General features: G+C 57.9%; 21 protein-coding genes and 1 pseudogene. 10 read left to right on the plus strand and 12 right to left on the minus strand.

Annotated features, from left to right (window positions below):
- Window positions 1–4: 4 nt before the first annotated feature.
- The gene (locus EPN96_08440) at window positions 5–1,048 is read left to right on the plus strand and encodes an asparaginase (protein ID TAL16681.1); all 1,044 of its coding nucleotides are present in this window, start codon (window positions 5–7) and stop codon (window positions 1,046–1,048) included.
- Window position 1,049: 1 nt separating this feature from the next.
- Here EPN96_08440 and EPN96_08445 read toward each other — a convergent pair whose 3' ends face one another.
- From EPN96_08445 to EPN96_08495, 11 genes and pseudogenes are all read right to left on the minus strand, one after another.
- Entirely contained in the window at window positions 1,050–1,991 is a 942-nt protein-coding gene (locus EPN96_08445; GenBank protein ID TAL16682.1) for a hypothetical protein, read from the minus strand.
- A gap of 27 nt (window positions 1,992–2,018) precedes the next feature.
- A complete protein-coding gene (locus EPN96_08450) occupies window positions 2,019–2,807 on the minus strand; it encodes a hypothetical protein (GenBank protein ID TAL16683.1) in 789 nt (262 codons plus the stop codon).
- Between the two features lie 394 nt (window positions 2,808–3,201).
- A pseudogene (locus EPN96_08455) lies at window positions 3,202–3,786 on the minus strand (gliding-motility protein MglA).
- 12 nt (window positions 3,787–3,798) lie between these two features.
- A complete protein-coding gene (locus EPN96_08460; GenBank protein ID TAL16684.1) occupies window positions 3,799–4,539 on the minus strand; it encodes a TlyA family RNA methyltransferase in 741 nt (246 codons plus the stop codon).
- Window positions 4,536–6,419 carry a 1-deoxy-D-xylulose-5-phosphate synthase gene (gene dxs / locus EPN96_08465; GenBank protein ID TAL16685.1) on the minus strand — a complete coding sequence of 628 codons (1,884 nt, stop codon included), beginning with the start codon at window positions 6,417–6,419 and terminating at the stop codon, window positions 4,536–4,538. The genes EPN96_08460 and dxs overlap by 4 nt, the downstream gene beginning before the upstream one ends.
- Entirely contained in the window at window positions 6,419–7,315 is an 897-nt protein-coding gene (locus EPN96_08470; GenBank protein TAL16686.1) for a polyprenyl synthetase family protein, read from the minus strand. Before EPN96_08470 ends, dxs begins: the two co-directional genes overlap by 1 nt.
- A 6-nt stretch (window positions 7,316–7,321) precedes the next feature.
- Window positions 7,322–7,573 carry an exodeoxyribonuclease VII small subunit gene (gene xseB, locus EPN96_08475; GenBank protein TAL16687.1) on the minus strand — a complete coding sequence of 84 codons (252 nt, stop codon included), beginning with the start codon at window positions 7,571–7,573 and terminating at the stop codon, window positions 7,322–7,324.
- Window positions 7,574–7,629: 56 nt separating this feature from the next.
- Entirely contained in the window at window positions 7,630–8,523 is an 894-nt protein-coding gene (locus EPN96_08480; protein TAL16688.1) for a M23 family metallopeptidase, read from the minus strand.
- A 12-nt stretch (window positions 8,524–8,535) separates the two neighbouring features.
- Window positions 8,536–10,503 (minus strand): N-acetylmuramoyl-L-alanine amidase, encoded by a 1,968-nt coding sequence (locus EPN96_08485; protein ID TAL16689.1) that lies wholly within the window; start codon window positions 10,501–10,503, stop codon window positions 8,536–8,538.
- A complete protein-coding gene (locus EPN96_08490; protein ID TAL16690.1) occupies window positions 10,497–12,497 on the minus strand; it encodes an LPS-assembly protein LptD in 2,001 nt (666 codons plus the stop codon). Before EPN96_08490 ends, EPN96_08485 begins: the two co-directional genes overlap by 7 nt.
- Complete coding sequence (locus tag EPN96_08495; protein TAL16691.1) at window positions 12,494–13,774, minus strand: bifunctional folylpolyglutamate synthase/dihydrofolate synthase; 1,281 nt, start codon at window positions 13,772–13,774, stop codon at window positions 12,494–12,496. Before EPN96_08495 ends, EPN96_08490 begins: the two co-directional genes overlap by 4 nt.
- A 414-nt stretch (window positions 13,775–14,188) precedes the next feature.
- Between EPN96_08495 and EPN96_08500 the strand changes: the two genes are divergently transcribed.
- From EPN96_08500 to EPN96_08535, 8 genes are all read left to right on the plus strand, one after another.
- Window positions 14,189–16,279, plus strand: coding sequence for an elongation factor G (locus EPN96_08500; protein ID TAL16692.1), 2,091 nt, complete (start codon window positions 14,189–14,191; stop codon window positions 16,277–16,279).
- Window positions 16,280–16,330: 51 nt separating this feature from the next.
- The gene (locus tag EPN96_08505; protein TAL16693.1) at window positions 16,331–17,017 is read left to right on the plus strand and encodes a hypothetical protein; all 687 of its coding nucleotides are present in this window, start codon (window positions 16,331–16,333) and stop codon (window positions 17,015–17,017) included.
- A 115-nt stretch (window positions 17,018–17,132) separates the two neighbouring features.
- Window positions 17,133–17,345 (plus strand): 30S ribosomal protein S21, encoded by a 213-nt coding sequence (rpsU, locus tag EPN96_08510; protein TAL16694.1) that lies wholly within the window; start codon window positions 17,133–17,135, stop codon window positions 17,343–17,345.
- A gap of 114 nt (window positions 17,346–17,459) precedes the next feature.
- Window positions 17,460–18,878: a hypothetical protein gene (locus EPN96_08515; GenBank protein ID TAL16695.1), complete on the plus strand. Its 1,419-nt coding sequence runs from the start codon at window positions 17,460–17,462 to the stop codon at window positions 18,876–18,878.
- A complete protein-coding gene (locus tag EPN96_08520) occupies window positions 18,875–19,396 on the plus strand; it encodes a hypothetical protein (protein TAL16696.1) in 522 nt (173 codons plus the stop codon). Before EPN96_08515 ends, EPN96_08520 begins: the two co-directional genes overlap by 4 nt.
- A gap of 11 nt (window positions 19,397–19,407) precedes the next feature.
- Entirely contained in the window at window positions 19,408–20,280 is an 873-nt protein-coding gene (gspN, locus tag EPN96_08525) for a type II secretion system protein GspN (GenBank protein TAL16697.1), read from the plus strand.
- A gap of 31 nt (window positions 20,281–20,311) precedes the next feature.
- Window positions 20,312–20,689 (plus strand): phosphoribosyl-AMP cyclohydrolase, encoded by a 378-nt coding sequence (gene hisI, locus EPN96_08530; protein TAL16698.1) that lies wholly within the window; start codon window positions 20,312–20,314, stop codon window positions 20,687–20,689.
- Window positions 20,686–21,558 (plus strand): ATP phosphoribosyltransferase, encoded by an 873-nt coding sequence (locus EPN96_08535; protein TAL16699.1) that lies wholly within the window; start codon window positions 20,686–20,688, stop codon window positions 21,556–21,558. Before hisI ends, EPN96_08535 begins: the two co-directional genes overlap by 4 nt.
- Window positions 21,559–21,632: 74 nt before the next feature.
- Here the strand turns inward: EPN96_08535 and EPN96_08540 are convergent, their stop codons facing one another.
- A complete protein-coding gene (locus EPN96_08540) occupies window positions 21,633–22,097 on the minus strand; it encodes a MucR family transcriptional regulator (GenBank protein ID TAL16700.1) in 465 nt (154 codons plus the stop codon).
- A 346-nt stretch (window positions 22,098–22,443) separates the two neighbouring features.
- On the opposite strand from EPN96_08540, the gene EPN96_08545 reads away from it, so the two are divergent.
- Window positions 22,444–23,814 (plus strand): TrpB-like pyridoxal phosphate-dependent enzyme, encoded by a 1,371-nt coding sequence (locus tag EPN96_08545; protein ID TAL16701.1) that lies wholly within the window; start codon window positions 22,444–22,446, stop codon window positions 23,812–23,814.
- Window positions 23,815–23,910: the final 96 nt, after the last annotated feature.

A 23,910-nucleotide genomic window follows, 5' to 3' on the forward strand; every position in this document is an offset into this window, starting at 1 on the left:
CACGATGATTTGTCCCGTTCCCATGGTGCGCGCAATGCGCGGCGGACTGGTGGAGAGCCTCCACAGGGGCCACCTCGCCGTGGCGAGGCCCGACGGAGCACTCCTCGACGCGCTCGGCGACCCCGATTTCCCCACCTTTCTTCGCTCGGCGGCTAAGCCCTTTCAGGCGATACCGGTGGTGGAAGACGGAGCCTTGACGCGCTTTAGCCTCACTTCCGGGGAACTCGCCGTCATGTGCGGCTCCCATTCCGGCCAGTCTTTTCACGTCGAGGCCGTCCTTTCGATACTCTCGAAGATCGGCGTGGAAGAAGCGGCGCTTCTTTGCGGCGTACACCCTCCAAGCCACAAACTCACTGCGAAAAGACTTCAGGAATCCGGCGAAAAACCCCGGCCGATACACAACAACTGCTCCGGCAAACACGCCGCCATGCTGGCCCTTTGCGTCTTTCACGGCTGGGATACGGAGGATTACGTTAATCCCGGACACCCTGTACAGATACACATAAAAAAGGTTGTCGCGGAGTGCCTTGGCCTTTCTCTCGAAGAGCTGGGCGAAGGCACCGACGGCTGCGGCGTCCCGGTCTTCCGGGCTCCCCTCAGGGCGGTCGCGAGGGGCTACGCACGCCTCGCCTGGCCGAAGGGCGACGACACCCTCCCCGAGAAGCGCGTAAAGGCTATGCACCACCTTGTAAAGGCCTGCGTGGAGAATCCGGAGATGGTCGCGGGGGACGAGCGCATATGCACCGACGCGATGAGAGCCGCTCCCGGCAGGGTCTTGGCCAAGACCGGGGCCGAAAGCTCTTACGGCCTGTCAATTCTCGAAGCGGGAGTGGGGATTGCCTTCAAGATAGAGGACGGCTCGATGAGAGCGCTCCCCCCCGCCGTGGTAGAGATACTCATTCGCTCGGGGACACTGCGAAGCACGGAAGTGGCTACCCTCTCGGCCTACCACCGGCAGATCATCAAAAACCACCGGAAGGAAACCGTAGGGGTGATAGAGCCCTGTCTGAAATGGCACGGACTGGACAGGCCGGACCTGAGGAAGTGAATCAACCCCCGAAGTAGGGATGTAATTCCGGGTAATAGCAGACCAGAGGATCGCACTCCCTGCCGAAGCGCGAAGCGTAGGCTTCAAGCGCCTCCACCCTTCCGAGCGCCGGATTGTCGATGAAGCGGCGCACCATCTTTACGTTCGCGACCTTCCCGGAGGTAGGCCCTCCCCTTCCCACCAGCTTCTGAACCGCCACCCCTCTTTCGATAAGCGGCCCTATGGCGCAAAGGCCGCAGGAAAAGCGCCTGTCGCAGGAACTCCACCTCTCAAAGCGCCTTCTCAGCGGATGGTCTTTAGCAGCGCTTACCCTCTGCTCTATCTCGCAGGGCCAGCGCTTGTCCGGGGCGGTGTGCTGGAAAAAGCAGTGCGCCTCCTCGTTGGGGCACTTTCCTACCAGCACGAAAGCCTCGAAGGTAAGACCGGGCAAAGCCGCCGTTATCTCTTCCGTTTCACCCAGCGTCAGGTGGCGGGGCAAAACTGCTCTGCTGATGCCGAGTCCGGCGAAAAAATCGAAAGCGCTCGCGTTCAGCGTCCCGGCCATCGTCGAAAGGGTGATTTCAAGGGGGATTTTGGCTTCGCGGATATTAACGATAAGTCCCGGATCCCCGGCGATTACCCCCTTCACTCCGTATTCCGCCGCCCTCTTCGCCAGTCCGAGAAGTTTCTTCTGTATCTCCGGCGGATTCTGGGGGGCGTTCATCGTCAGGTAGACGGGAACGTTTCGCGAGGCGGCGAGGGCTACGGCCTTTGCGAATTCCTTTTCGGAGGAGAACTGGGCCGAGGCGAAGGTGCGCTGGTTCGGGCTTATCCGCCCGGAAACCCAGTCGTCGGGCAGGACTCCGCCGTAGAGCTCGTCGGCGCCGGCCTCGATCAGGGGGAGTGTCTCTTCAGGATTGTCGAAGGGGGAAAGAAGAAGGGGTTTCTCGATTTTTTGTCGCATGGGACGGTGCCCTTTCGCCACGGCTGCTCACCGCATGTTGCGCGGTTTCCAGAGCTTTTCGTAACGGTAGTTCCACTCTTCCTTCGTCTCGTCGGCTTCGAGGACGTCGCCTACGACGACTAGGGCCAGACTGGGCTCGGCGGAGACGGAGCCGACGTTGAAAGGGTCTCTATCCCCCACTCTTACGGCTATATCCTCAAGCGTTCCTTTGGTAACGGTCTCGCCGTCCGCGCCTATCCGCTCCAGAATGGCGATTCCCGTGGACGGCGGATAGGAATGGAGAAGCTCCCGCACCAGTTCTTCCAGGGGAAGGTTTATCATGTAGAGAATGAGGGTCTTGCCGGGGCCGCCGTAGTCGGAAAGCCTGACCCTGCCGCTTTTGGTTATCGCGCGCGGGCTCGTCACCACCGTGCAGTGGGCGACTCCCGCCATGTCGTAAGTCTTCTTTAGAAGCGCGGCTGCGGCGCTGTGAGCCCCGACTCCGGGAATTACTACGGAGCGGTCCCTGAAATAGCCGACGAAGGACTGGAAGGGGGAAAAGGTCGAAAAGTCGCCGGGGACAAGGAAGGAGACGCTGCCGCGGGCGAGCCGCTCCTCGATCCACGCAACGAGGGTTTCGTAATCCATCGTGAAGGGGCTCGACACCTCTTTCCCCTCAAGGTATTCCGAGAAGGTATCGACGAAAAGCGCGGGAGAGAGTATCGCGACGCTCTCCCGTATGGCTTTAAGCCCGGCTATCGTCAGAAGGTCCGGGTCGCCGGGGCCGCAGGAGACGAAATATATTTTGTTGAAATCAGCCACCGAAAAGCCGCGCAAAGAAGCCTTTTTGGGTTTCGCCCTGCTCTATCTGGCCCAGAGTAACCTTGGTCTCCGACCCCTTGTAGCCCACCTTTACATGAACGTTGAGGTTTGAAAGATTCACCCCTTCGTTCAGGGTTATCGTCAGGGGAAGGGTGATGGTTCTGGTAACGGCTCCGCCCTTTTTGTCCCTCTGGATAGTGAGGTCCAGGGAGCGCTCCTCCACGGCGGAGGCGAAAACGCTCCCGGCCGGAGCGGCGGCGGGCGCGGCGGGCTTTTGAACCGGCGAAGCAGGCGAAACGGGGGGTGCAGCAGCCTGCACCGGCGCAGGGGCGGTCTCGGAAGGCGCCGGCGCGGGTTTTTCCTCGGGAGCAGGCGCCGGGGCGGCGGCCTTTCCTGCGCTTCCCTTCTGCTGTTTCTGGCGAAGGTCCTCAAGCACCTGTTTGCAGATCGCCCTCATCGCCTCCATTATACCGGTTCCGGCGGCGGCGTTCGTCTCGAAATCGGGCACTCCGCGGTGGTTCAGTTCGCGGCGCATCTCCTCGACGCTCATGATGTTGGGCATGTCGCGCTTGTTGTACTGAATGACGAAGGGGATGGTCTCGGGGTCGAAGCCGTGGACTTTAAGGTTCTCGTAGAGGTTCTGGAGGGATTCCTCGTTTTGTTCCCTCATGCCCACCTGGGAGTCCGCCACGAAGACGACGCCGTCGGCACCCTTCAGAACGAGCTTTCTGGTGGTATTGTAAAAAACCTGTCCGGGAACCGTGTAGAAGTTGAATTTCACCCGGAACCCGCCGATTTTTCCGAAATCCACGGGAAAAAAGTCGAAAAAGAGGGTGCGGTCGGTTTCAGTCGCGAGACTGACCAGTTTTCCCTTGTTCTCGGGGTTAATTTTTGAATGAATACACTGGATGCTTGTGGTCTTGCCCGACAGTCCCGGTCCGTAATAGACGATTTTGGCAGACATTTCACGGGCCGCGTAATTGATTATCGCCATTGGATACCCTTTTTAAGTCTTTTTCAGATATATCAAAAACTCGACGTTCCCCTTTTTGGCCCCCGTTATCGGAGACGTGGTTTCGCCGAGTACCTCAAAACCTAATAATTTAGCATTATTGCATACTTTCTCAAGGGCTTTTTTTCTTAACGCTGAATCCTTGACGACTCCGCCTTTGCCCACCTGCCCTTTTTCGACTTCAAACTGGGGCTTGACCAGAGCGATTACGGACGCTTTTGGTTTTATAAGATTAAAAACTCCCGGCAGGACGAGATCCAGAGAAATAAAGGAGGCGTCGATTACCGCCAGGTCGCAAAGCTCCCCGAGTTCTTCCGCGGTAAGGTGGCGAACGTTGCAGCGCTCCACGCTCACCACCCTTTTGTCTTCTCGGAGTTTCCAGGCGAGTTGCCCGTACCCCACGTCCACGGCGTAGACCTTTTTTGCCCCCCTTTGCAGGAGGCAGTCCGTGAACCCGCCGGTGGAGGCTCCCACGTCTACGCAAACCATCCCCTCGGGATTAACCGGAAAGGCGTCGAGAGCCGCTTCCAGTTTGAGCCCTCCCCTGCTGACGTAGGGGTTGTGCTCGCCCTTTTGCCTTATTCCGGATTCGGGGTCGACCAGTTGCCCGGCCTTCGCCGCCGTGTGATCCCCGACGATTATAGTCCCCGCCATTATCATCGCCTGCGCCCTGGACCGCGTCGGGGCGATACCTCTTTCCACCAGAAGCTGGTCAAGCCGTATCTTTCCGCTCACCTTCCCGCTTCCGTGACGGCTTTGAAAATCCCCTCCTCGTCCAGGCCGATCTCCTTTTTCAGCTCGATTTGAGAGCCGTGGGTGACGAAGCGGTCAGGGAGGCCGAGTCTTTTTACCGGCCGGCAAATGGAGTTGTCGGCGAGAAGTTCGAGCACGGCGCTTCCGAACCCACCCTGAAGGACGTTTTCTTCAACCGTAACGACCCCCTTGCACGATTTGGCCAAGCCAATTATGGCCTCCTCGTCGAGGGGCTTGGCGAAGCGGGCGTCGAACACGGAGACCTTCACGCCTTCTTCCTCAGCGCGCTTTACGGCCTTTTGCGCGGTGGCAAGGCAGGTGCCGAGGCAGAGAAGCGCTACCGACCCCTCGCCACCGTCCTTCAAAAGGTTCCCCTTGCCTACCGGCCAGACCGAAGGAGTCTTATCCATCTCAACGCCTACGGAGTGTCCTCTGGGGTAGCGCAGGGCACAGGGGGTACCGAGGCTGAGGGCGGTGGCGAGCGCGTTTACAAGTTCGTTTTCGTCGGAGGGGGCCATTACCGTCATGCCGGGTATGTGGCGAAGGTAGGAGATGTCGAAAGCCCCGTGGTGGGTGGGACCGTCGGCGCCCACCAGCCCGGCGCGATCGAGCGCGAAGACGACGGGAAGCTCCTGAAGGGCCACGTCGTGGACGATCTGGTCGTAAGCCCGCTGCATGAAGGTCGAGTAGATTGCGACTACGGGCTTTAACCCTTCCGCCGCCAGACCCGCAGCGAAAGTGACGGCGTGCTCCTCGGCGATGCCTACGTCGAAAAAACGCTCGGGAAGCTGCGCTTCAAAGCCGGAGAGTCCCGTCCCCTCGGTCATCGCGGCGGTAATGGCGACGATTCTGGGGTCCTTTTTCGCCATTTTGAGGAGCGCCTCGCCGAATACCGCCGTGTAGGAAGGTGCGCACCCGGCGGTGACTTTGGACTCGCCGTTCTTGATGTTGAAGGGGCCTACTCCGTGGTAGGTGACCGGCCTCGACTCGGCGGGCAAAAAACCCTTGCCCTTCTTCGTCACGACGTGAACCAGCACGGGCTTCTGGTATTTGGCGATGTTGCCGAAAGCCTTCAGAAGGTGGCTCATGTTGTGGCCGTCTATGGGGCCGAAGTAGGTAAACCCCAGTTCCTCGAAGAGCATTCCGGGAGAGATCAGACCCTTGGCGTGCTCTTCCATCTTTTTGGCGATTCTGGCCATGGATTCGCCGCCCGGTATAGACTTCAGGACCCCGCGCACGTCCTTTCGCACCTTGAAATAAAACTCGTTGGAAAGGACGCGGGAGAGGTACCCGGAGAGCGCCCCAACGTTCCTGGAGATGCTCATCTCGTTGTCGTTAAGGACGACGATAAGATCGCGGTCCTCGTGGCCGGAATTGTTGAGCCCCTCAAAAGCCATCCCCGAATTCATCGAGCCGTCGCCGATAACGGCTATCACCTTGTTTCGCTTATTCGTCAGGTCTCTTGCGGCCGCCATCCCGAGAGCGGCGGAGATTGAGGTGGAGGAGTGGCCGGTGCCGAAGGAATCGTAGGGGCTCTCGGAGCGCTTCGGAAAGCCGCTGAGACCGCCGTACTGGCGGATTGTCCTGAACTCTTCCTTCCTTCCCGTGAGTATCTTGTGGACGTAGCTCTGATGGCCTACGTCCCAGATGATCCTGTCCTCGGGGGTTTTGAAGACCGCGTGCAGGGCTATCGTCAACTCAACCACGCCGAGGCTGGAGGCGAGGTGTCCGCCTATCGGGGAGAGTTTTTCGAGGATGAAATCCCTCACCTCGTCCGACAATTTCTCAAGGTCCTCGCGGGAAAGGGTCCGAAGGTCGCGCGGGGACTTTATTTTCGGCAGGATGCAGTAGGAGTCCTTCATCAGTTTTTCCTGGACGCTACGAATCTTGCGAGAGCCCGCAGGGGTTCGCCCCTCTCCCCGAAACGCTCCGTGGCCGCTACCGCTTCGGCGGTAATCTCTTCGAGCCTCCTGCGCGCCTCTTCGAGCCCCAGAAGCGCGGGATAGGTGGCTTTTTTGTTTCCTTCGTCGCTCCCCACCGGTTTTCCCAAGGTCGCGGTGTCTCCCGTGACGTCCAGAATGTCGTCGGCGATCTGGAAAGCCAGCCCCACCCTGTCCGCGTAGCGCGCCAAAGCCTTCTCCTCCTCTACGCCCGCTCCGGCGGCTATCGCACCGGTCAGCACCGAAGCCCGTATGAGCGCGCCGGTCTTGTGGGTATGGAGAAATTCGAGGGCGGGCAGCAGGAGCGTCTTCCCCTCGCTCGCTATGTCCAGAGCCTGCCCCCCCGCCATCCCCCTTCCCCCGGAGGATCTGGCTATCTCGTAGATGCACCTTAAAAGCACCTGCGGAGGGTATTTATCAGCCATCGCGGGCGAGGAGAGCATGGTAAAGGCGTCGGCCAGAAGCGCATCTCCCGCGAGAATCGCCATCGCCTCGCCGAATTTTATGTGGCAGGTGGGCTGCCCGCGGCGAAGGTCATCGTCGTCCATCGACGGAAGATCGTCGTGGATGAGACTGTAGGTGTGGATCATCTCTATGGCGGTTCCGAAGGGCAGCGACGGGGTTCCGTCGCCCGAAACGGCTTCGGCCGCAGCGTAGGCGAGCGCGGGGCGGAAACGCTTGCCGCCCGCGAAGAAGCTGTAGCGCATCGCGGCGAAAAGGTCGCAGGCCAGCCCCTCCTCCGGAGGAAGAACGCCGTCGGCGAGTTCATTCACGAGTCCGGATGTTTTCGCCAGATAACCGTCGAGATCGAAAGTCATTTTATGCTACTGTCCGCCTTCTTCTTCCGAAAAGTCCTCTTCCGTCAGTTCGCCGCTTGCCCGCCTTCTCAGAAGTTTAACCTTCCTCTCGGCCTCGTCCAGCCGCCGGTGGCATTCCTTGCTTATCTCAACGCCGCGCCGGAAGGTCTCCATCGCCTCTTCCAGCGGAAGGTCCCCGCCCTCAAGCGAGTAGACCACCTTCTCAAGCTCTTCTATGAGTTCCTCGAACTTTTTGGGCTCGGGCTTCTTTTTAGTCATGGCGATTATTCATGCTCCCTTGCGAATCACACACTTAAAAGGAGGCGGCAGTAAAGTCAAGGGGTTTCGGTCAGCCGAAGGACCGAATCGGGATCGACTTTTACCCCGCAAACGTAAGTCGAAAAGTGCAGGTGAGGACCCGTCGAGCGGCCGGTGGAGCCGACAAGTCCGACCGTCTCTCCGGCGGATACGCTCTTGCCCTCCGGGACCTTTATCTCCTGCATATGAAAATACCCGGAAATGACTCCGCAGCCGTGGTCTATAAAGACGGTGTTGCCGGTGTAGAAAAAATCCCCGGTGAGAGCGACCCGGCCGCCGGAGGAGGCCTTTACCTCAGAACCCGCCGCGCCCGCTATGTCTATGCCGCCGTGGTAGCTGCCCCTCTTGCCGTTGTAGTAGCGGTCGAGGCCGAAGGGGCTGGAATGAACGCCGGAAAGGGGCGTCGTCCAGCGAGGCTGCCAGTCGATGTCCTCGCTTCTAAGTCCAAGCGCCGCCGAGATTATCTCTTTCTCTCTTAAAGCTCTTTCGAGGTCTTCCTTTGACAAGGTTACCTTGGATTCGTCGACGGTGAGGCGCTGTTCGGGAAATTTTTTGTCTGAAACGGTGATTTCCTTTGAGCCGAGGGGGGATGGTTTGTCACCGGAGCCGCAGAAAAGTCTGAGAGTCCTCTTGCCGGGCGTCTCTTCCCTGTCGATCGCGAGGAAACCCTTCCATGCGCCGTCCCCGGAGGGGCGCAGCGGAAACTTTCTGCCGTCCAGCTCGGCCCATACCCTGCCCGTGGGACTTTCGTCTTCGACGCTGACCAGAAAGGCATCTCCTCTGGCGGGTTTCTCCTCTGAAAGGCGGATTCCGGCATGGGCCTTCGCGGAGGAAAGGGAGGCCGCCGAAAGACACAACAGTAAAAGCGCAACGAAGAGGCGATACCTGAGAGGTTTGTTCAGCAATTTTATTCCAACCGGTTGTTATTTAAGAAACTTCGCAACTGCGCCGGTGATGGCGGTTGCGACGCTGTCGCGGTAGGCGGCGGAGCCGAGAAGTTTTTCTTCCTTCGCGTTTGATATGAAAGCCGTTTCCACCAGCACCGAGGGCATTACCGCGCCGGTGAGGACGTAGAAGGGGGCCCTCTTGACTCCGAGATTCCTTACCGAGCCGTGGTTTTTAGCTACCGCCGTGACCAGCTCGCTCTGGATAATCTTCGCCAGCCTCTGCGATTCGGGAACCTTCATGCCCAGAAGGACGTCCGCGAGAAGGTGTTCCGTCTCGGCCACAGTGTCCTCGGAGTTGGCGTTTTCCATCGCGGCGACCTTGCGCGCCGAGCGGTCGGAGGAGCGGTCGAGGTAATAGGTCTCTATCCCCCTCGCCTTTCTGGACCTGCTGGCGTTGGCATGAATGGAGATGAAGAGGTCGGCGCCGAAGGCGTTCGCCATTGCGGTTCTGCTGGACAAAGAAAGGGTTTCGTCCTTTTCCCTGGTGAGCTTGATCACGCAGGGTATTGTCGTTTTGAGGAGGTCTCTCAGCGCCTTGGCGATTTCAAGGGTGACGTTCTTTTCCATCAACCCCGATTTTCCTATTGCGCCGGGGTCGGCGCCGCCGTGTCCGGGGTCTATGAGTATCCGTATCTCTTTTTGCGGGGCTTCCTGTTTCGCCTGCTGGGAGACGATGATGTCGGTCACCGGGGGCATGGCGAGCGAAGCGACAACGGGGCCGCTCTCGTCGATCATCACCGGCTTTTCCTCCGCCGCTACGGGTTTTTCCTCGGGCGCTTTCGCGCTTTGGGCTACAGGCTGTGCGGTCTCCGGAGGAGCCTTGACGGGGTCCGGGGCCGCCGCCGTTTTTGCGGCTTCCGCCGTAGCGGCCTGTTTCGGTTCGGAGTCCATAAGCTTTTGAAGATCGGCCTTTTCCTCGCTGACCTCCCTGACCGCGACTTCCGGAATGGAGACGGAAGGAAGAGGGGGAGCGGCGAGGGGACTTACCGGTATTGAGGGATCCGGCCTGAGGGGGAGGTCGTCCAGCGCGAGAATCTGGTGGCGCTCCTCCTCGGTGGGCGCCTTGCAGACCTTGGATTCCTCTATGAGGTGAGCCACGATGTCCGCGTCGCTCTTCATCTGCGGGTCGTGAAAGACGTCTATGACGACCCGGTAGGGGTCGAGGAGGGGGAAGATCGTGTATTTCGCGGGGGCGTCCAGGTCCAGAACCACCCTTGCCGTATCCTGAGAGTATTGGCCGACGCGGATTCTGGTGACAAGGCCGTCGCTGACGGTCCCGTTCTCCAGACACCCCCCGGCGAGCTTTACCTTGGTCAGATCTACGAATATTCTCGCCGGTTTGTTGTTGAGGGGGTCTTCGGGAAGGGATTCCGCCACGAAGGAGGCCCTGCCGCCGAGCTCGAAGATGATTCTCGTGTAGGCGGGGGCGGACCAGTAACGCACCTTTGAAAGAAAAGTGCCCTTTCCCGCTTCCTTTATCCTCTTTTTGGCGGTGCCCGCCATGTCGCTCTTCGGGTATTCCTTCAATATCCGCTGCAGCAGTTCCTTTTGCTTCTTTACGTCGCCCTTCCTCTCCCAGAGGGCCGCCGCCCGGAAGAGGCCGTCGTCGGCGAGGTTGGACTTTCTGAAGGATTTGGCGATTTTGAGATAGTTATCCGAAGCCTTTGCGAAGTCGTCTTCGAGGCCCGATATCTTCCACGCTTTGTCGTAGCAGATGCCGTACATGTAAATGGCGTCGTCGCGCTTGTCGCTGCTGCTTTTGCCCGCCGCCGCGTAAGTCTTCGCGAGCTGCCGCCACTCTTCGGCTATTGAATTTCGCTTATCGTCGGCGTTTAAAGACAGGTAATCCGCCCGCGCCTTGTCGTAGGTAACCGCTTTTGCGGCGGAAGCGGCAAAAAAGGCTGCGAGAATGATTAAAAGAAATATTTTTTTACCGTTTACCAAGAAAATTTCCCCAGTTTGTCAAGTCCCGCAAGGGTTACCGTAAGATAGGTCCGATGGTCGTATTTGTCTTTTTCAAGCAAGTAAACCAGAGTGTGGGTTATTGTCATCTCCCAGCACGGATGCTTTAATAAAAGCGCGTAAGTCGTTTCGAGACTCTTTTTGTCAAACTGCGAATATCTGTTTCTATAGTGTAGCGAAGCGAAGTCCGTAAATCCATAAGTAAAACCGCCGTCAATGTAATCGGCTTCGTCTTTAACGAATCTCCTCGCTATATAAAGTTCGTCTCCCTTCTTGTTCAAGCCTTTTATCTGCGAAGCCCACCTCAGCCACCCGTTTTCTTCTTCGGTATCGTATACGCCGTCTCCCGTAATCCTGAGCGACGCAAAAGGCCGGAACTCGGCCTCCGCCCGTACCGGGAGCCATTCCCTGAAAACCCCCTCGTCGCCCTGACCTTCCGTCAGCCGCAAGGGGCGTCTTACGTCGAGAGAGAAAAAATCCCTTCCGTCTTCGGGTGCGAGGATGCTTGTCTTCAGCCCGAGCGTGGTAAGGGACATCTCCTCGAAGATATCCTCGTGGTCGAAAAAGGGGGCTTCCTCCTCTTCCCTGCCCCTTCCGTCCCAGCGGTAGAGGGCGAAAGGCTCCACTATATGCGTCCAGCCGCCCCAGGTATCGTAGAGGGCGAGGTGCGCCGACAGCTCCGTCCAGGGCGCTCCCTGAACGGCATTCGCGCCTTCGAGGGAGTAATAATTGTAACGGTATCCGGCGGAAGCCTTGGCCCCCGCGCCCAGATCTCCCACGCCGAGGGAAAACCCCTGATTTATCCTGTACCTTTGACCCTCGACCCCTTCGTTTCTGGTGAAATTGTCCGCCGAGAACTCCGTGAAGCTGAAGAGCGGCCCCCAAACAGGAGTGTCCCTTCCCATGAACCCCACCGAGGGGAGCTTTTGCAGTACCTCGTCCTGCGGGTCGTGGAAGGACTCGGTCCAGAGTCCGAGGCCGTAATAAGTCCCGTAACCGGCGGTGTGAGCCCCGTAAATCCGGCTTTTCTTCAGGGCTACGCCCCTCTCTTCGAGGGTATTGCCGAGGTCGCGGTAAGCGTCCTTGTCGGTCACGTAATCTATCTGGATGTCGAGGGTCTTGTCCTCCGAGAAACGAGAATTGTGGTCGGCCTTTATTTCCGCCCTGTTGTCCGAGCCGTCTTTGTCCTGCAGGAATTTCAGGTCCAGCTCGCCCTCGTGACCGGCGGCGAGAATGTAGCGCAAACGGGCGTCCTCGCTCCACCCTTTTTCGCTCATGTAGCCCAGAGTGAAGAGAAGATCGGCGTTATCCGCGAAGGCGTAGTAGAAAGGGACGAGGGCCTCGAACCCTCTCGTGCCCGAGTAGCCCAGCTTCGGCGGAAGAAGGCCGGACTGTCTTTTCAGTTTTACGGGGTAGAAAAAATAGGGGAGGTAGAAGGCGGGAACCCTCTCGACGCGAAAGACGCCGCCTCCCCCCGTCAGGTAGCCCTCGATCTCCACCTCCATCCAGTCGGCGTCGATAGACCACGAGGGAAAGACCTTTTCGCAGGCGGTAAAGGAGGCCTCTTCGGCCCGGTAGGAGAATTCCCCGGTTCGCTGCAGTTTTTTCGCGCTTATCGTATAGCCGCTCTCGGCGAGATAAAGCTCCCCTCCGAAGATGTCGCCTTCGAGAGTGTCCACGCTCAGCCGGACGCTCTCGCACTTAATCCTGTTGCCGGAGGCGTCGGAGATAGCGACCCCTCCCCCCGCGCTTATCTCACCCTTCACCCGGTCGTAAGTGACGCTTCTGGCGGTGAGAACCCTTTCCCCCCACTCTATCTTTACCTCTCCCTCGGCCTTTACGGAATCGGCGGTAACTTCGAGGTTTCCGGAGAGGAAATTTACCGGCGCGGCGGCGCGGCTGTCCGTAAAAGTCGCGGCGAGAGAAGCCCCTGCGAAAAAGAGCAGGGCGAAGGCCGTAAGGGCGGCTCTTTTCAACCAACCCACCCTTCGCGCCTGAGAATTGACCTCGCCTGGCCGACGAGGGTAAGCGAGCCGGTTATAAGGACGAGGTCGCCCTTTCCCGCAAGCTCCAGCGCAGTTTTATAGGCGTCCGAAAGAGTCTCGGAGACCCTCGCCTTTATTCCCACCCCTTCGCTCAGCGCCCCCAGCTCCGCCGGAGAGATAGCCCGCCTGCTGTCGGAACGGGTGAGGATTATCTCGTCGGCGAGGGGGGCGAGGTCGCGGACGATGGAGAGGGCGTCCTTGTCGCCGAGTATGCCAAGGACAAGTATCAGCCTCTCTCTCGGGAAGCCGCTTTCAAGCGCCTTTGCAAGAGCCCTGGCGGCGTGGGGGTTGTGCGCCCCGTCCAGAAGTATTCTCGGCCCCCTCCCGAAAAGTTCCAGCCGCCCGGCCCACCTGACGTTTTTAAGGCCGTTTCGGATTGCCTCTTCGCCGATGGTTACGCCGGAGGAGACGAGCCCCTCGACAAGCGCCAGCGCCACCGCGAGATTATCCTTCTGGTAGGAGCCGGGGAGGCCGAGTTCAAGGTTCTTTAACGAAATGTTCATTCCCCTGTAATTGTAAAGGCCGGACTTTTCCTCTACCGTGAAGTCCCTGCCCATGACGTAAAGAGGCGTTTCCAGCTCTTTGGCCACTCTCGAAATCTCATAGAGAGCCTCGCCCGTCGCGCCTGTCGCGAGGGGAACCCCCTTCTTGGCGATGCCTGCCTTTTCGCGGGCTATGAGCGTTTCCGTTCCGCCAAGCTGCTCGGCATGTTCGAGGGAGACGTTTGTTATTGCGCACGCCTTTGGAGTGATTATATTTGTCGAGTCGAGCCTGCCGCCCATTCCCACTTCAATTACGGCGAAGTCAGCCTTTTCCCTTGCGAAATACAAGAAGGCTACCGCGGTTATTATCTCGAACTGGGTCATGCCGGAGAGGGCCGGGTTCGCCCTGACGGCTTCGAGGACCTCTTCGAGGAGTCCGGGCAGGGCTTCGTCGGGCATTAAAGAGCCGTCGATTCTCATCCGCTCTCCGAAAAATTCAAGGGGCGGAGAGGTGTAGAGGCCGGTTCTTCTGCCGGAGGCGGTAAGGATGGAGGAGGTCATGGCGCAGACGCTCCCCTTCCCGTTGGTGCCCGCGACGTGCGCGGCCGGGTATCTTTTCTCGGGATTGCCGAGGGCGTCCATGCAGGCGGATATTCGGGAGAGGCCGAGATTGATGCCGAATTTGTCCAGAGAATCTATAAAATCAAGGGCTTCTTTTGGCGTCATTTATAACAGTGACTCCACTTTTCCAGTGTTTGCTGTACATTTAAGAGGCTGTTTAAAAACGTCGAGAGAGCCCCGGTTTCAAGGAGACGCACAGCAAGAAGCGAGACATAACCGTGTGTTAGGCGAGCGAGAAGCGAATCGCGACGCAGAAAACACAGGTTCGCAACAGTTTTCAACAGCCTCTTAACGGTTAGTACCAAAAATTCCGGCTGTCTGTCTACAAAAGGCCGCGCGAAGAAAATAAAATTTCAAGATTTGGAGCGAACTTTTTTTTATTGACATTACGGGGCGCGTATTCATAAAATTCGCGCCTTTTACGGGTCCGGGCATCCGGCCCGCTGTTAGAACAAAATCGTTAACGAAAAGACGAGAATATAATAGAGGAAGATGCCCCAGGGGCAACAGGTGTAAAAAATGGACGAACAGATTTTAAAAACCAGAAACATCGGCATTTCGGCCCACATCGACTCAGGCAAGACTACGCTCACCGAGCGCATTCTTTTTTATACCGCGCGCATCCACGCGATTCACGAGGTCAAGGGCAAGGACGGCGCGGGCGCCACCATGGACTTCATGGAACTGGAAAAGGAGCGCGGAATCACGATAACCTCCGCCGCCACGAACTGCGAGTGGGACGGTTACCACATCAATATCATCGACACCCCCGGGCACGTTGACTTCACCATCGAGGTCGAGCGCGCCCTCCGCGTGCTTGACGGGGCCATCCTGGTTCTCTGCTCGGTCGGCGGCGTCCAGTCCCAGTCGATAACCGTCGATCGCCAGATGAACCGCTACAAGGTTCCCCGCATCGCTTTCATAAACAAGTGCGACCGCACCGGCGCGAACCCCTACCGCGTCGTCGAGCAGATCCGCGAAAAGCTCCAGCAGAACGCGGTGATGATGCAGATTCCCATCGGGCTTGAAAACGACATGCAGGGCGTGGTTGACCTCATCGCGATGAAGGCTCTCTACTTCGACGGTCCCAACGGCGAAGATATCCGCATTGAGGAGATTCCCGCGAATCTCGCCGAGGAGGCCAAGACCCGCCGCGAGGAGATGCTCGACGCCGTCTCGATGTTCTCCGACGACCTCATGGAGGCCGTCCTCGAAGGCACCGCGACCGAAGAGATGATAAACGCCGCCATCAGGAAGGGAACCCTGGCCATCGCCCTGACTCCCGTCTTCATCGGCTCGGCATACAAGAACAAGGCCGTCCAGCCCCTGCTCGACGCCGTCTGCAAGTTCCTTCCCAACCCCGACGACGTAGAGAACAAGGCTCTCGACCTCGACAATAACGAGGCGGAGGTGATCGTTCACCCCGAGGCGGACAAAGACACCGTCGCCCTCGCCTTCAAGCTCGAAGACGGCCGCTACGGACAGCTCACCTACGTCCGGGTCTATCAGGGCACGCTGGGCAAGGGAGACACCATCGTCAACGCCCGCACCGGCAAGAAGCACAAGGTCGGCAGACTGGTGCGCATGCACGCCGCCGAGATGGAGGAGATAGAGCGTTCCTCCTCCGGCGACATAGTCGCGGTCTTCGGCATAGAGTGCGCCTCCGGCGATACTTTCTGCGGCCCGGACGTGCATTACACGATGACCTCGATGCACGTGCCGGAGCCGGTCATAAGCCTCGCCATCGCGCCGAAGGACAACAAGGCACAGATAAACATGTCCAAGGCCCTCGGAAGATTCACCAAGGAAGACCCCACCTTCCGCACCTTTATCGATCCCGAATCCAACGAGACGATCATCCAGGGCATGGGCGAGCTTCACCTCGACATCTACGTCGAGCGCATGAAGCGCGAATACGGCGCCGAAGTCATCATCGGCCAGCCGCAGGTCGCCTACCGCGAGACGGTCACCCAGAGGACCAACTTCGACTACGTCCACAAAAAGCAGACCGGCGGCAGCGGCCAGTACGGTCGCGTGGCCGGTTTCATGGAGCCGATGGAAGAGGGCGAGTACGAATTCGTCGACTCCATCGTGGGCGGTTCTATTCCGAGAGAATTCATCTCCTCCTGCGACAAGGGCTTCAAGGCCTGCCTCAAGAAGGGCTCCCTTATCGGCGCCCCCGTCACCGGAGTGAAGATGACCATAAACGACGGCGCCTCCCACGCGGTCGACTCCTCGGACAACGCCTTCCAGTCAGCCGCCATCGGAGCCTTCCGCCAGGCTTACTCCAAGGCCAGCCCCCAGATACTCGAACCCATAATGAAGGTCGTCGTGGAGACCCCCTCGGAATTCCAGGGCGGCGTCCTCGGTACGATAAACCAGCGCAGGGGCATGATCGTCGGCACCAGCGAAGACGGCGCCTACTCGGTAATCGAGTCGGAAGTGCCGCTCTCCGAGATGTTCGGCTACTCCACGGTTCTTCGCTCCTCCACGCAGGGCAAGGCCGAGTTCACTATGGAATTCGCTCGCTACCGCCCTGTGCCGAAGCAGGTTTCGGAGGATCTCATCAAAAAGTATCAGGAAGAACTGAAGAAAAAATCGGCCGCCTGATATATGGCCAAATCCTCACAGGTAATCCGTCTTTGCGACAGGAGTCACAATATGCTTAAGACTGAACTGGTGGCAAAAAACCCGCTTCGAGTATTCGACCAGAGCCGTGAGGGAGGTCTTGCGCCCGGACAGACCGGACTTATCGCCGCCCGCGCCGGCACCGGCAAAACCGCGATGCTCATACAGATATCGCTCGACAACCTCTTTCGCCAGAATGCGGTGCTCCACATCTCCATCGGGGAGACCGTCAGCCACGTTCAGGCATGGTACGACGAGATTTTCCGCGATCTGGCCCTCGGCTACGATCTGGAAATGGCCCGCAACGTCTGGGAAGACGCCATAAAGGACCGCCTCATCCTTACCTTCAGGGCGAACGTCTTTACCGTACCGACCCTGAAAGAGCGCATGGGAGACCTTGTCGCCCAAAACATTTTTACCCCGAAGGTCATTTTGATAGACGGCATCGACCTGCACAAGCAGTCCCGCGAAATGCTTGAGAACCTTCGCGACTTTATCCGCGAGAGCGGCCTGAAGGCCTGGGTCGCGACCAGAACCCACCGCGAGGACGGAGAGCTTGTGGAGCTTATCTCTCCGCTTTCGGACCTCTTCGACGTCATTATCGGCATCGAGCCCTCGACAGACGCGCTTAAACTCACCGCATTTAAAAATCCCGGCCACGAAGGCGAGTCGGTTGCGGTGACTCTGGATCCGAAGACCCTTCTTCTGGTTTCCAAATAAGCTTTATAACCGCCCGCCAGTCGCCCGGCGTTGTTGACAAACACAGCGCCAGATGATAAAAGTTTGTGGCTCCCCCGCGAGGGGAGTAAATTTTTCGAGAGGAGGTGGATGAGTCTTGGCATATGAAGAGCGCAGAAGAGACAACCGGCCCAGCGACCCGCGCCGAGACTTCGAACGTGAAGTCCGTAAACTCAAGAAGGACTTCCAGAAAAACGTGCTTCCGGCAGTAAAGCGCCATTCGTTCTATGTAAGCAAGAGCGAAATGCGCAGAATCAAGGAGCGCAAAGCGGCGCGCCGCCGCAGGCGTCAGCTCCGAAAAGTCGGTTAAGCAACTCCACCCCCGCTCACCCCTCCCGGTCTTACGGGAGGGGTGAACTGTTTTTGCCTTGTTTAAATCAACACTCTCCGCCCAGGAGAGATAAGTTTTTTCCAGGGAGAGCCAATGCCGAAATCCAGCGTGGGATTGAAGATCGGATCTTCCCGCGCATCCATGGTACGCCTCAGGGGCGGTTTCAAGACCGCCGAGGTGGACCGCGTGGAGACGGTGCGGTTTTCGGATTTCTCAAACTTGGTCCCGGAAGCGCTCCTTAGCCTTCACCTCCGCAAAGAGGACACCACGGTGGCCTCCCTCGACGGAGAAAAGGCTTTCTTCCGCCTCGTATCGCTTCCCTTCACCGACAAAAAACGCGCCGAGCAGTCCGCACCCCTCGAAGCCGAGGAGTCCCTGCCCTTCCCTCTGGAGCAGCTTTACACCTCCGAGCAGATGATAGGGAAAGCCGAGGGTTCCTCCAGGGTCATGGTCGTCGCTTCCCTCGCCGAAACGGTTCATTCCCTTTACGACACGCTGAAAAGCGCCGGCGTCACGCCTTCCTCCATCGACGCGGATTCCGCCGTCTTCCTCACCCTTAACGGGGCCTCCTTCGCGGGGCCGGGAAACCGCATCCTTCTGGAGATAGACGACAACGTAAGCCAGTGCGGAGTCTTTTCCACCGAAGGATACAGGGGATTTAACGTACTGCCCGGCTCAGGTGAGATTGAGTGGCTTTCGGACGAGCTCTCAAGGCTTCTTTCCCTGATGGAGGAGGACGGATACCGGCCTGACGCCATATTCATCTCGGGTCCCGGGGCGGACGAAATCACTAAAATACACCTCGGAGAGCACCTCCTCGTAAGGGTCGAGATGCTTCCCTTTCCCTCGCGCCTCGTCTCCGCAAAGGCCCAGTACCTGGCCTCATGGCCCTACTGGTCGATACCCCTCGGCCTCGCGCTACGGGAAATTTCCGGCAAAAACACCAGCGAAGTGAACCTGATGCAGGGCGAACTGGCTCCCAGAAGGACAGAGTTTCCCCTGAAAAAGGGGCTCTTGCTCGCCGGAATCTACACCTCGATTCTGATCGTTCTCTGGGGAGCCGGGGCCTACATCGACATAGCCCAGAAAACCAGGGAGGTCGAGGCCATCCAGAAATCCATAAGAACCCTCTTCACCTCGAACATGCCCGGAGTGACCAACATAGAAGACGAAGTAAACCAGATGCAAAAAGAGGTCACCGAGCTTGAGGAGAGGGAAAAGGCCGTCAGCTCCCTTTTCGACAGCGAGATTTCGCCGCTGACCGTGCTCCGCGAGGTCTCCTCGAAAATTCCGAAGGAACCGGTCACCGAGCTTCGCGATTTCATAGCCGAGGCGGAACGTCTCCGTCTGGAGGGAGTAACGACCAGCTTCGACGCCATCGACAAGATCAAGGCCCATCTCCAGGAGTACCCGCGCTTCGGCACCGTTACCGTCAGCGACGCCAAATCGGGCACGGCGGCCGACAAGGTAATCTTCAAGATGACGGTGCAGTATTCGGAGAAAAAACGATGAAACTTTCCCTGAGGGAGAAATTCATCGTTTTCGGCGGGCTGGCGCTGGTCCTCGCGGCCGCCTTCTGGGCGCTGGTCTACGACCCGGTAACGGCGAAAGTGTCTCTTCTGGACAAGAAGCTCGACTACGAGAGAAAAAGATACGCGCAGCTCAGCGCTCTGTCCAAAAAGATGACCGGTCTCAACGCCGCCCTGAAGGTTGCGGAAAAAAGAGTCGACAGGGGAGATAATTTTTCGATTCTCTCTCACCTCGAAGTCCTGGCGAACTCACAGGGGCTCAAGGCGCACATTGTCCAGATGAAGCCCAAGGCGGGACAGAACACCCGCCACTTCAAGGAGAGCGTAGTCGAAATAAAGATGGAAAAGGTCACCCTGCCCCAGATGGTGGGTTATCTTCATGAGGTTGAGAACGGCCGGGAACCTCTTAGAATTAAGGACCTGAGGATCAAGCCGCGCTTTGACAATCCCGATCTTCTCGACGCCAACGTAGATATTGCGTCCTACCAGCTTTCCCGGTAAGGCAGGCCACCATGCCTCTCGTTAAATCAAGACCAGGTTTTCTCGCCATTTTGGGCTACGGACTGCTGGGCATGACGGTTTTCCTCGTCTCCGTCTGGTTTACCTTCCCCTACGACAAATTCGAGCTTCGCATCGAAAACGAACTCGCGAAAAAAGGGCTGACGGCGGACCTTAGCGCCCTCTCTCCGGGCCCTTTCCCCGGAATAAAGGCCGATTCCCTGACAATCTCCGCCATTAAGGAGACCCCTTTCCGGCTGGTGGTAGCTCCCCTCACCGTACAGCTTCCCCTTGCGTCGCTTCTGTCCGGCGACCTCGTAGTAAAAGTCGAGGGCAAGACGCTCGGAGGGGATTTCGCGGGGGAGATTCCGCTAAAGAGCGGCAGGGGAACTTTTTCCTGGAAAAACCTCTCTCTGGCGAAGGTCTCCGAAGACAACGCCGATCTTCTGCCGCCCGTCGGAGGGACGACGAGCGGGTCGGCGTCTTTTTCGATGCCCGTGCAGACCGCCGCTAACTTCAGCGGGGCGGTTAACGCGGACATCTCTTCGCTGTCCGTCGGCCCCGGCCAGTTCGGCTTGATAAACCTTGCGGAGGTTTCCCTCGGCTCGGGAAAAATCAACCTTAAAGCCGGTGAGGGTAAAGCCGAGATAGAGAACTTTTCCCTTTCCGGCGGCGACATCGATATAAAATCCAGCGGCTTCGCTACCCTTGTGCAGCCGCTCATGGCCTCCTCGCTCGACCTGGCGGTGACGATACGCCCGGCCGGCAGCGAGGTGGAAAGAAAGCTCCCTCTCCTCTTCGCCGTACTCGCCCCGAACAAATCGCCTGACGGAAGCTACACCTCCAAGATTAAAGGGAAGCTTCAGGCCCTGAGATTCTGGCGATAATCAAGCATAACTGCCTTTTATGGAGTAAAAAATGGTAAAACCTGACTTTCAAAAGAGCGGAGGCCTGATACCGGCCGTCGCCCAGGACGCGGAAACCGGCGAAGTCCTGATGCTCGCCTATATGAACGAAGAGGCGCTCCGCCGTACCATTGAGACGAAAAAAGCCTGGTACTACAGCCGCTCCCGCGACAAGTACTGGATGAAGGGCGAATCCAGCGGCAACGTCCAGCTCGTCAAGGAACTGCGCCTCGACTGCGACATGGACGCCATCGTTATGAAGATCGAACAGGTCGGCGGGGCCGCCTGTCACACCGGCCACAAAAGTTGTTTTTTCATGAAATGGGACGGAAACGACTGGACGGCCGAAGGCGAAATTCTCTTCAATCCCGAGGAGGTCTACAAAAAATGAGTCTTCTCAAGCTGGGCATACCCAAGGGGAGCCTTGAAAAATCCACTATAGACCTCTTCGGCCGCGCCGGCTGGAAGATACACCAGAGCTCCCGCAACTACTTCCCCTCCGTGGACGACAAAGAGGTGCGCCTCTCCCTCGTCCGCGCCCAGGAAATGAGCCGCTACGTCGAGGCGGGCGTTCTGGATGCAGGTCTCACCGGCAAGGACTGGATTCTGGAGAACGATTCAGACGTCGTCGAGGTCTGCGACCTCGTTTACTCCAAAGCCTCCACAAACCCGGCCAGATGGGTTCTGGTCGTACCGGGAGACAGCCCTTTCCAGCGCGCCGAAGACCTCGCGGGGAAAAAGATCTCCACCGAGCTCGTCGGCTTCACCAAGCGCTTTTTCAGTGAAAAAGGGGTGGAAGTCGAGGTCGAGTTTTCCTGGGGGGCGACGGAAGCCAAGGTAGTTGAGGGGCTCTGCGACGCAATCGTCGAGGTGACCGAGACCGGCTCCACGATAAAGGCTCACGGCCTTCGCATCATAGACACCCTTCTCGTCACCAACACCAAGCTTATCGCCAACAAAACGGCGTGGAGCGATCCCGCCAGAAGAAAAAAGATACAGCAGATATCTCTCCTCCTTCAGGGAGCGCTTCGCGCCGAAGGAATGGTCGGACTCAAGATGAACGTACCACTGTCTACCCTGGACACGGTCATGGAGCTTGTCCCCAGCCTCCAGGCGCCCACGGTAGCCCATCTCTACAAGAGCGACTGGCTCAGCGTCGAAACGGTCGTGCTCGAATCCGTGGTGCGCGAACTTGTTCCGAAGCTGATGGAAATGGGCGCTACGGGGATTATCGAATATCCGCTCAACAAGGTAATCTGAGCGCCGTTTCAAGATTTAAAAAACAAAAAGGGCTGCCGTAGAGGGCAGCCCTTTTTCAATGGCTTGAATAAGCCTTATTTGGATTTCTTTTTCTTGCCGCGGGCGGCGCGGGCCTTCACGAGGCGCTCGGCGAGGTTGAGATTCTGCGCCATTTTCTTGCGCTGGTCGGAATAAATTTTGGCCACGAGGGGAGTCCCGCTCGGGATGTTGAACTGCTTGCGGTACTGGCCGGGCTTAAGGCCGTGGGCGGTTGAAATATGCCTTTTCAAGGTCTTCATTCCTTTGCCGCAGATCATGCAAAAGACCTTGTCCGAGCCGAAAGCCGCCTCAAGGGGAACCGCGGGTTTGGTGACTTCTTCTACAACGGGTTCTTCGTAGGAGACGGTCTCAACGATGATATCTTCGCCGCCGCTGAGGGAAGCCAACTTATTGAAGACCTGGTCTATCTCTGAGATAAGGTCTTCTTTGCTGATTTCATTCATCGATGCGTGCGAGGCAACGATATCTACCGTCATCTGAAGCAGGGCTTTCTTATCCATAACAACCTCCGTGCTAAAGAGAGTTAACATTCTTTGAAACGATATATAACCAATCATTCTAATTTATGCAAGTGTTATTGAAAATTTTTTATTGGCTCTTTTTTATCTATATCATTTAGTTCAAAATCTAATTGTTGTCGCAATAAATTTAATTGCTGGCCCTGCGCATCTTGTACCATGCCCCCCACAGGGCACCAATATGTTGTGTGCCACAGGGCACGAACGCCCATCCTTGAGTAGAACGGAATCCAGCCTCCGGATTGACTGACGTCTGGACAGATTTTTCTATTTCTAGTATGAAATACGAAACTCCCACTTTGACATTACGGAAAGAGAGTGACCGGCGATGAAACAGATAAAGTACGTCCTCGGAGACAACGAAATTCCAAGGCAGTGGTACAATATCCTCCCCGACCTTCCCGGCGGAATGCTCCCTCCTCTCCACCCCGGAACCAAACAGCCCGTAGGGCCCGACGACCTCAAACCTCTTTTTCCGATGGCGATAATCGAGCAGGAAGTCAGCTCCCAGCGCTGGATAGACATACCCGAGGAGGTGCTCGACATACTCGTCCGCTGGAGGCCGAGTCCTCTGATTCGCGCTACCGCTCTCGAAAAGCTGCTCGGCACCCCCGCGAAGATCTTTTTCAAATACGAGGGCGTAAGCCCCGCGGGAAGCCATAAGCCCAATACCAGCGTCCCCCAGGCCTACTACAACATGAAAGAAGGCGTTAAGAGAATCGCCACCGAGACCGGAGCCGGACAATGGGGTAGCGCGCTCTCACTCGCCTGCAATTACTTCGGCCTCGAAGCGAAGGTTTACATGGTCAAGATCTCCTATCAGCAGAAACCCTACCGCAGGGTGATGATGGAGACCTGGGGGGGAAGCGTGACCCCGAGCCCCTCTATGGAGACCAACGCCGGGCGCAAAATACTCGCCGAAGACCCGAATTCTACGGGCTCTCTCGGCATAGCCATTTCGGAGGCCGTCGAGGACGCCGCCTCCAGAAGCGACACCAAGTACGCCCTCGGCTCCGTCCTCAACCACGTCCTGCTCCACCAGACGATAATCGGCCAGGAGGCCAAAAAACAGATGGCGCTGGCTAACGCCACCCCCGACGTTGTAATCGGCTGCTGCGGCGGCGGCTCCAATTTCTACGGCCTCTCGGCTCCTTACATACTTGACAAGATAAACGGCGCGAATATCGACATAGTCGGCTGCGAGCCCGCCTCCTGCCCGACGCTGACCAGAGGCCATTTCCACTACGATTTCGGCGATTCGGTCGGCATGACCCCGCTCTTGCCGATGCACACCCTCGGCCACACCTTCATGCCCCCCTCCATTCACGCCGGAGGTCTTCGCTACCACGGCATGGCGCCCATCGTCAGCGAAGTGCTTCGCCAAAAGCTGATGAGGGCCGAATCCTTCCAGCAGATAGAGTGTTTCCAGGCCGCCGTAACTTTCGCGCGCTGCGAAGGGATAATCCCCGCCCCCGAGTCCTCCCACGCCATCCGCTGCGCCATCAACGAAGCGCTAAAGGCGAAAGAAGAGGGAAAGGAAAAGAACATTCTTTTCCTGCTCTCCGGCCACGGTCATTTCGACATGTCCGCTTACGAGGCCTACCTGTCCAAAAACCTCGGCGATTACGACCTGCCCCAGGAGGCCATCGACAGCGCCTGGGACGCCATCAGGTGCTTTCCCGCCGCAGGAGAATTTTGAGAGTTTTTTACTTTCAACCGGAAAGGGCGCCTCCGGGAGCCCTGAAATTTTTTTTTTGCAAACGGCTTGCAGTCCTAAAAAAAGGGTATAGATTTG

The organism is bacterium, assembly GCA_004322275.1.
Lineage (GTDB): Bacteria > Desulfobacterota > Deferrisomatia > Deferrisomatales > BM512 > SCTA01.

Bases quoted from the DNA above. Each gene is read 5' to 3' on its own strand.
- EPN96_08540 (TAL16700.1), bottom strand. From the start codon at position 22,097: ATGGATAAGAAAGCCCTGCTTCAGATGACGGTAGATATCGTTGCCTCG.
- EPN96_08445 (TAL16682.1), bottom strand. From the start codon at position 1,991: ATGCGACAAAAAATCGAGAAACCCCTTCTTCTTTCCCCCTTCGACAAT.
- hisI (TAL16698.1), top strand. From the start codon at position 20,312: ATGGTAAAACCTGACTTTCAAAAGAGCGGAGGCCTGATACCGGCCGTC.
- dxs (TAL16685.1), bottom strand. From the start codon at position 6,419: ATGAAGGACTCCTACTGCATCCTGCCGAAAATAAAGTCCCCGCGCGAC.
- EPN96_08470 (TAL16686.1), bottom strand. From the start codon at position 7,315: ATGACTTTCGATCTCGACGGTTATCTGGCGAAAACATCCGGACTCGTG.
- EPN96_08535 (TAL16699.1), top strand. From the start codon at position 20,686: ATGAGTCTTCTCAAGCTGGGCATACCCAAGGGGAGCCTTGAAAAATCC.
- EPN96_08440 (TAL16681.1), top strand. From the start codon at position 5: ATGATTTGTCCCGTTCCCATGGTGCGCGCAATGCGCGGCGGACTGGTG.
- xseB (TAL16687.1), bottom strand. From the start codon at position 7,573: ATGACTAAAAAGAAGCCCGAGCCCAAAAAGTTCGAGGAACTCATAGAA.
- EPN96_08495 (TAL16691.1), bottom strand. From the start codon at position 13,774: ATGACGCCAAAAGAAGCCCTTGATTTTATAGATTCTCTGGACAAATTC.
- EPN96_08520 (TAL16696.1), top strand. From the start codon at position 18,875: ATGAAACTTTCCCTGAGGGAGAAATTCATCGTTTTCGGCGGGCTGGCG.
- EPN96_08545 (TAL16701.1), top strand. From the start codon at position 22,444: ATGAAACAGATAAAGTACGTCCTCGGAGACAACGAAATTCCAAGGCAG.
- EPN96_08515 (TAL16695.1), top strand. From the start codon at position 17,460: ATGCCGAAATCCAGCGTGGGATTGAAGATCGGATCTTCCCGCGCATCC.
- gspN (TAL16697.1), top strand. From the start codon at position 19,408: ATGCCTCTCGTTAAATCAAGACCAGGTTTTCTCGCCATTTTGGGCTAC.
- EPN96_08505 (TAL16693.1), top strand. From the start codon at position 16,331: ATGCTTAAGACTGAACTGGTGGCAAAAAACCCGCTTCGAGTATTCGAC.
- EPN96_08500 (TAL16692.1), top strand. From the start codon at position 14,189: ATGGACGAACAGATTTTAAAAACCAGAAACATCGGCATTTCGGCCCAC.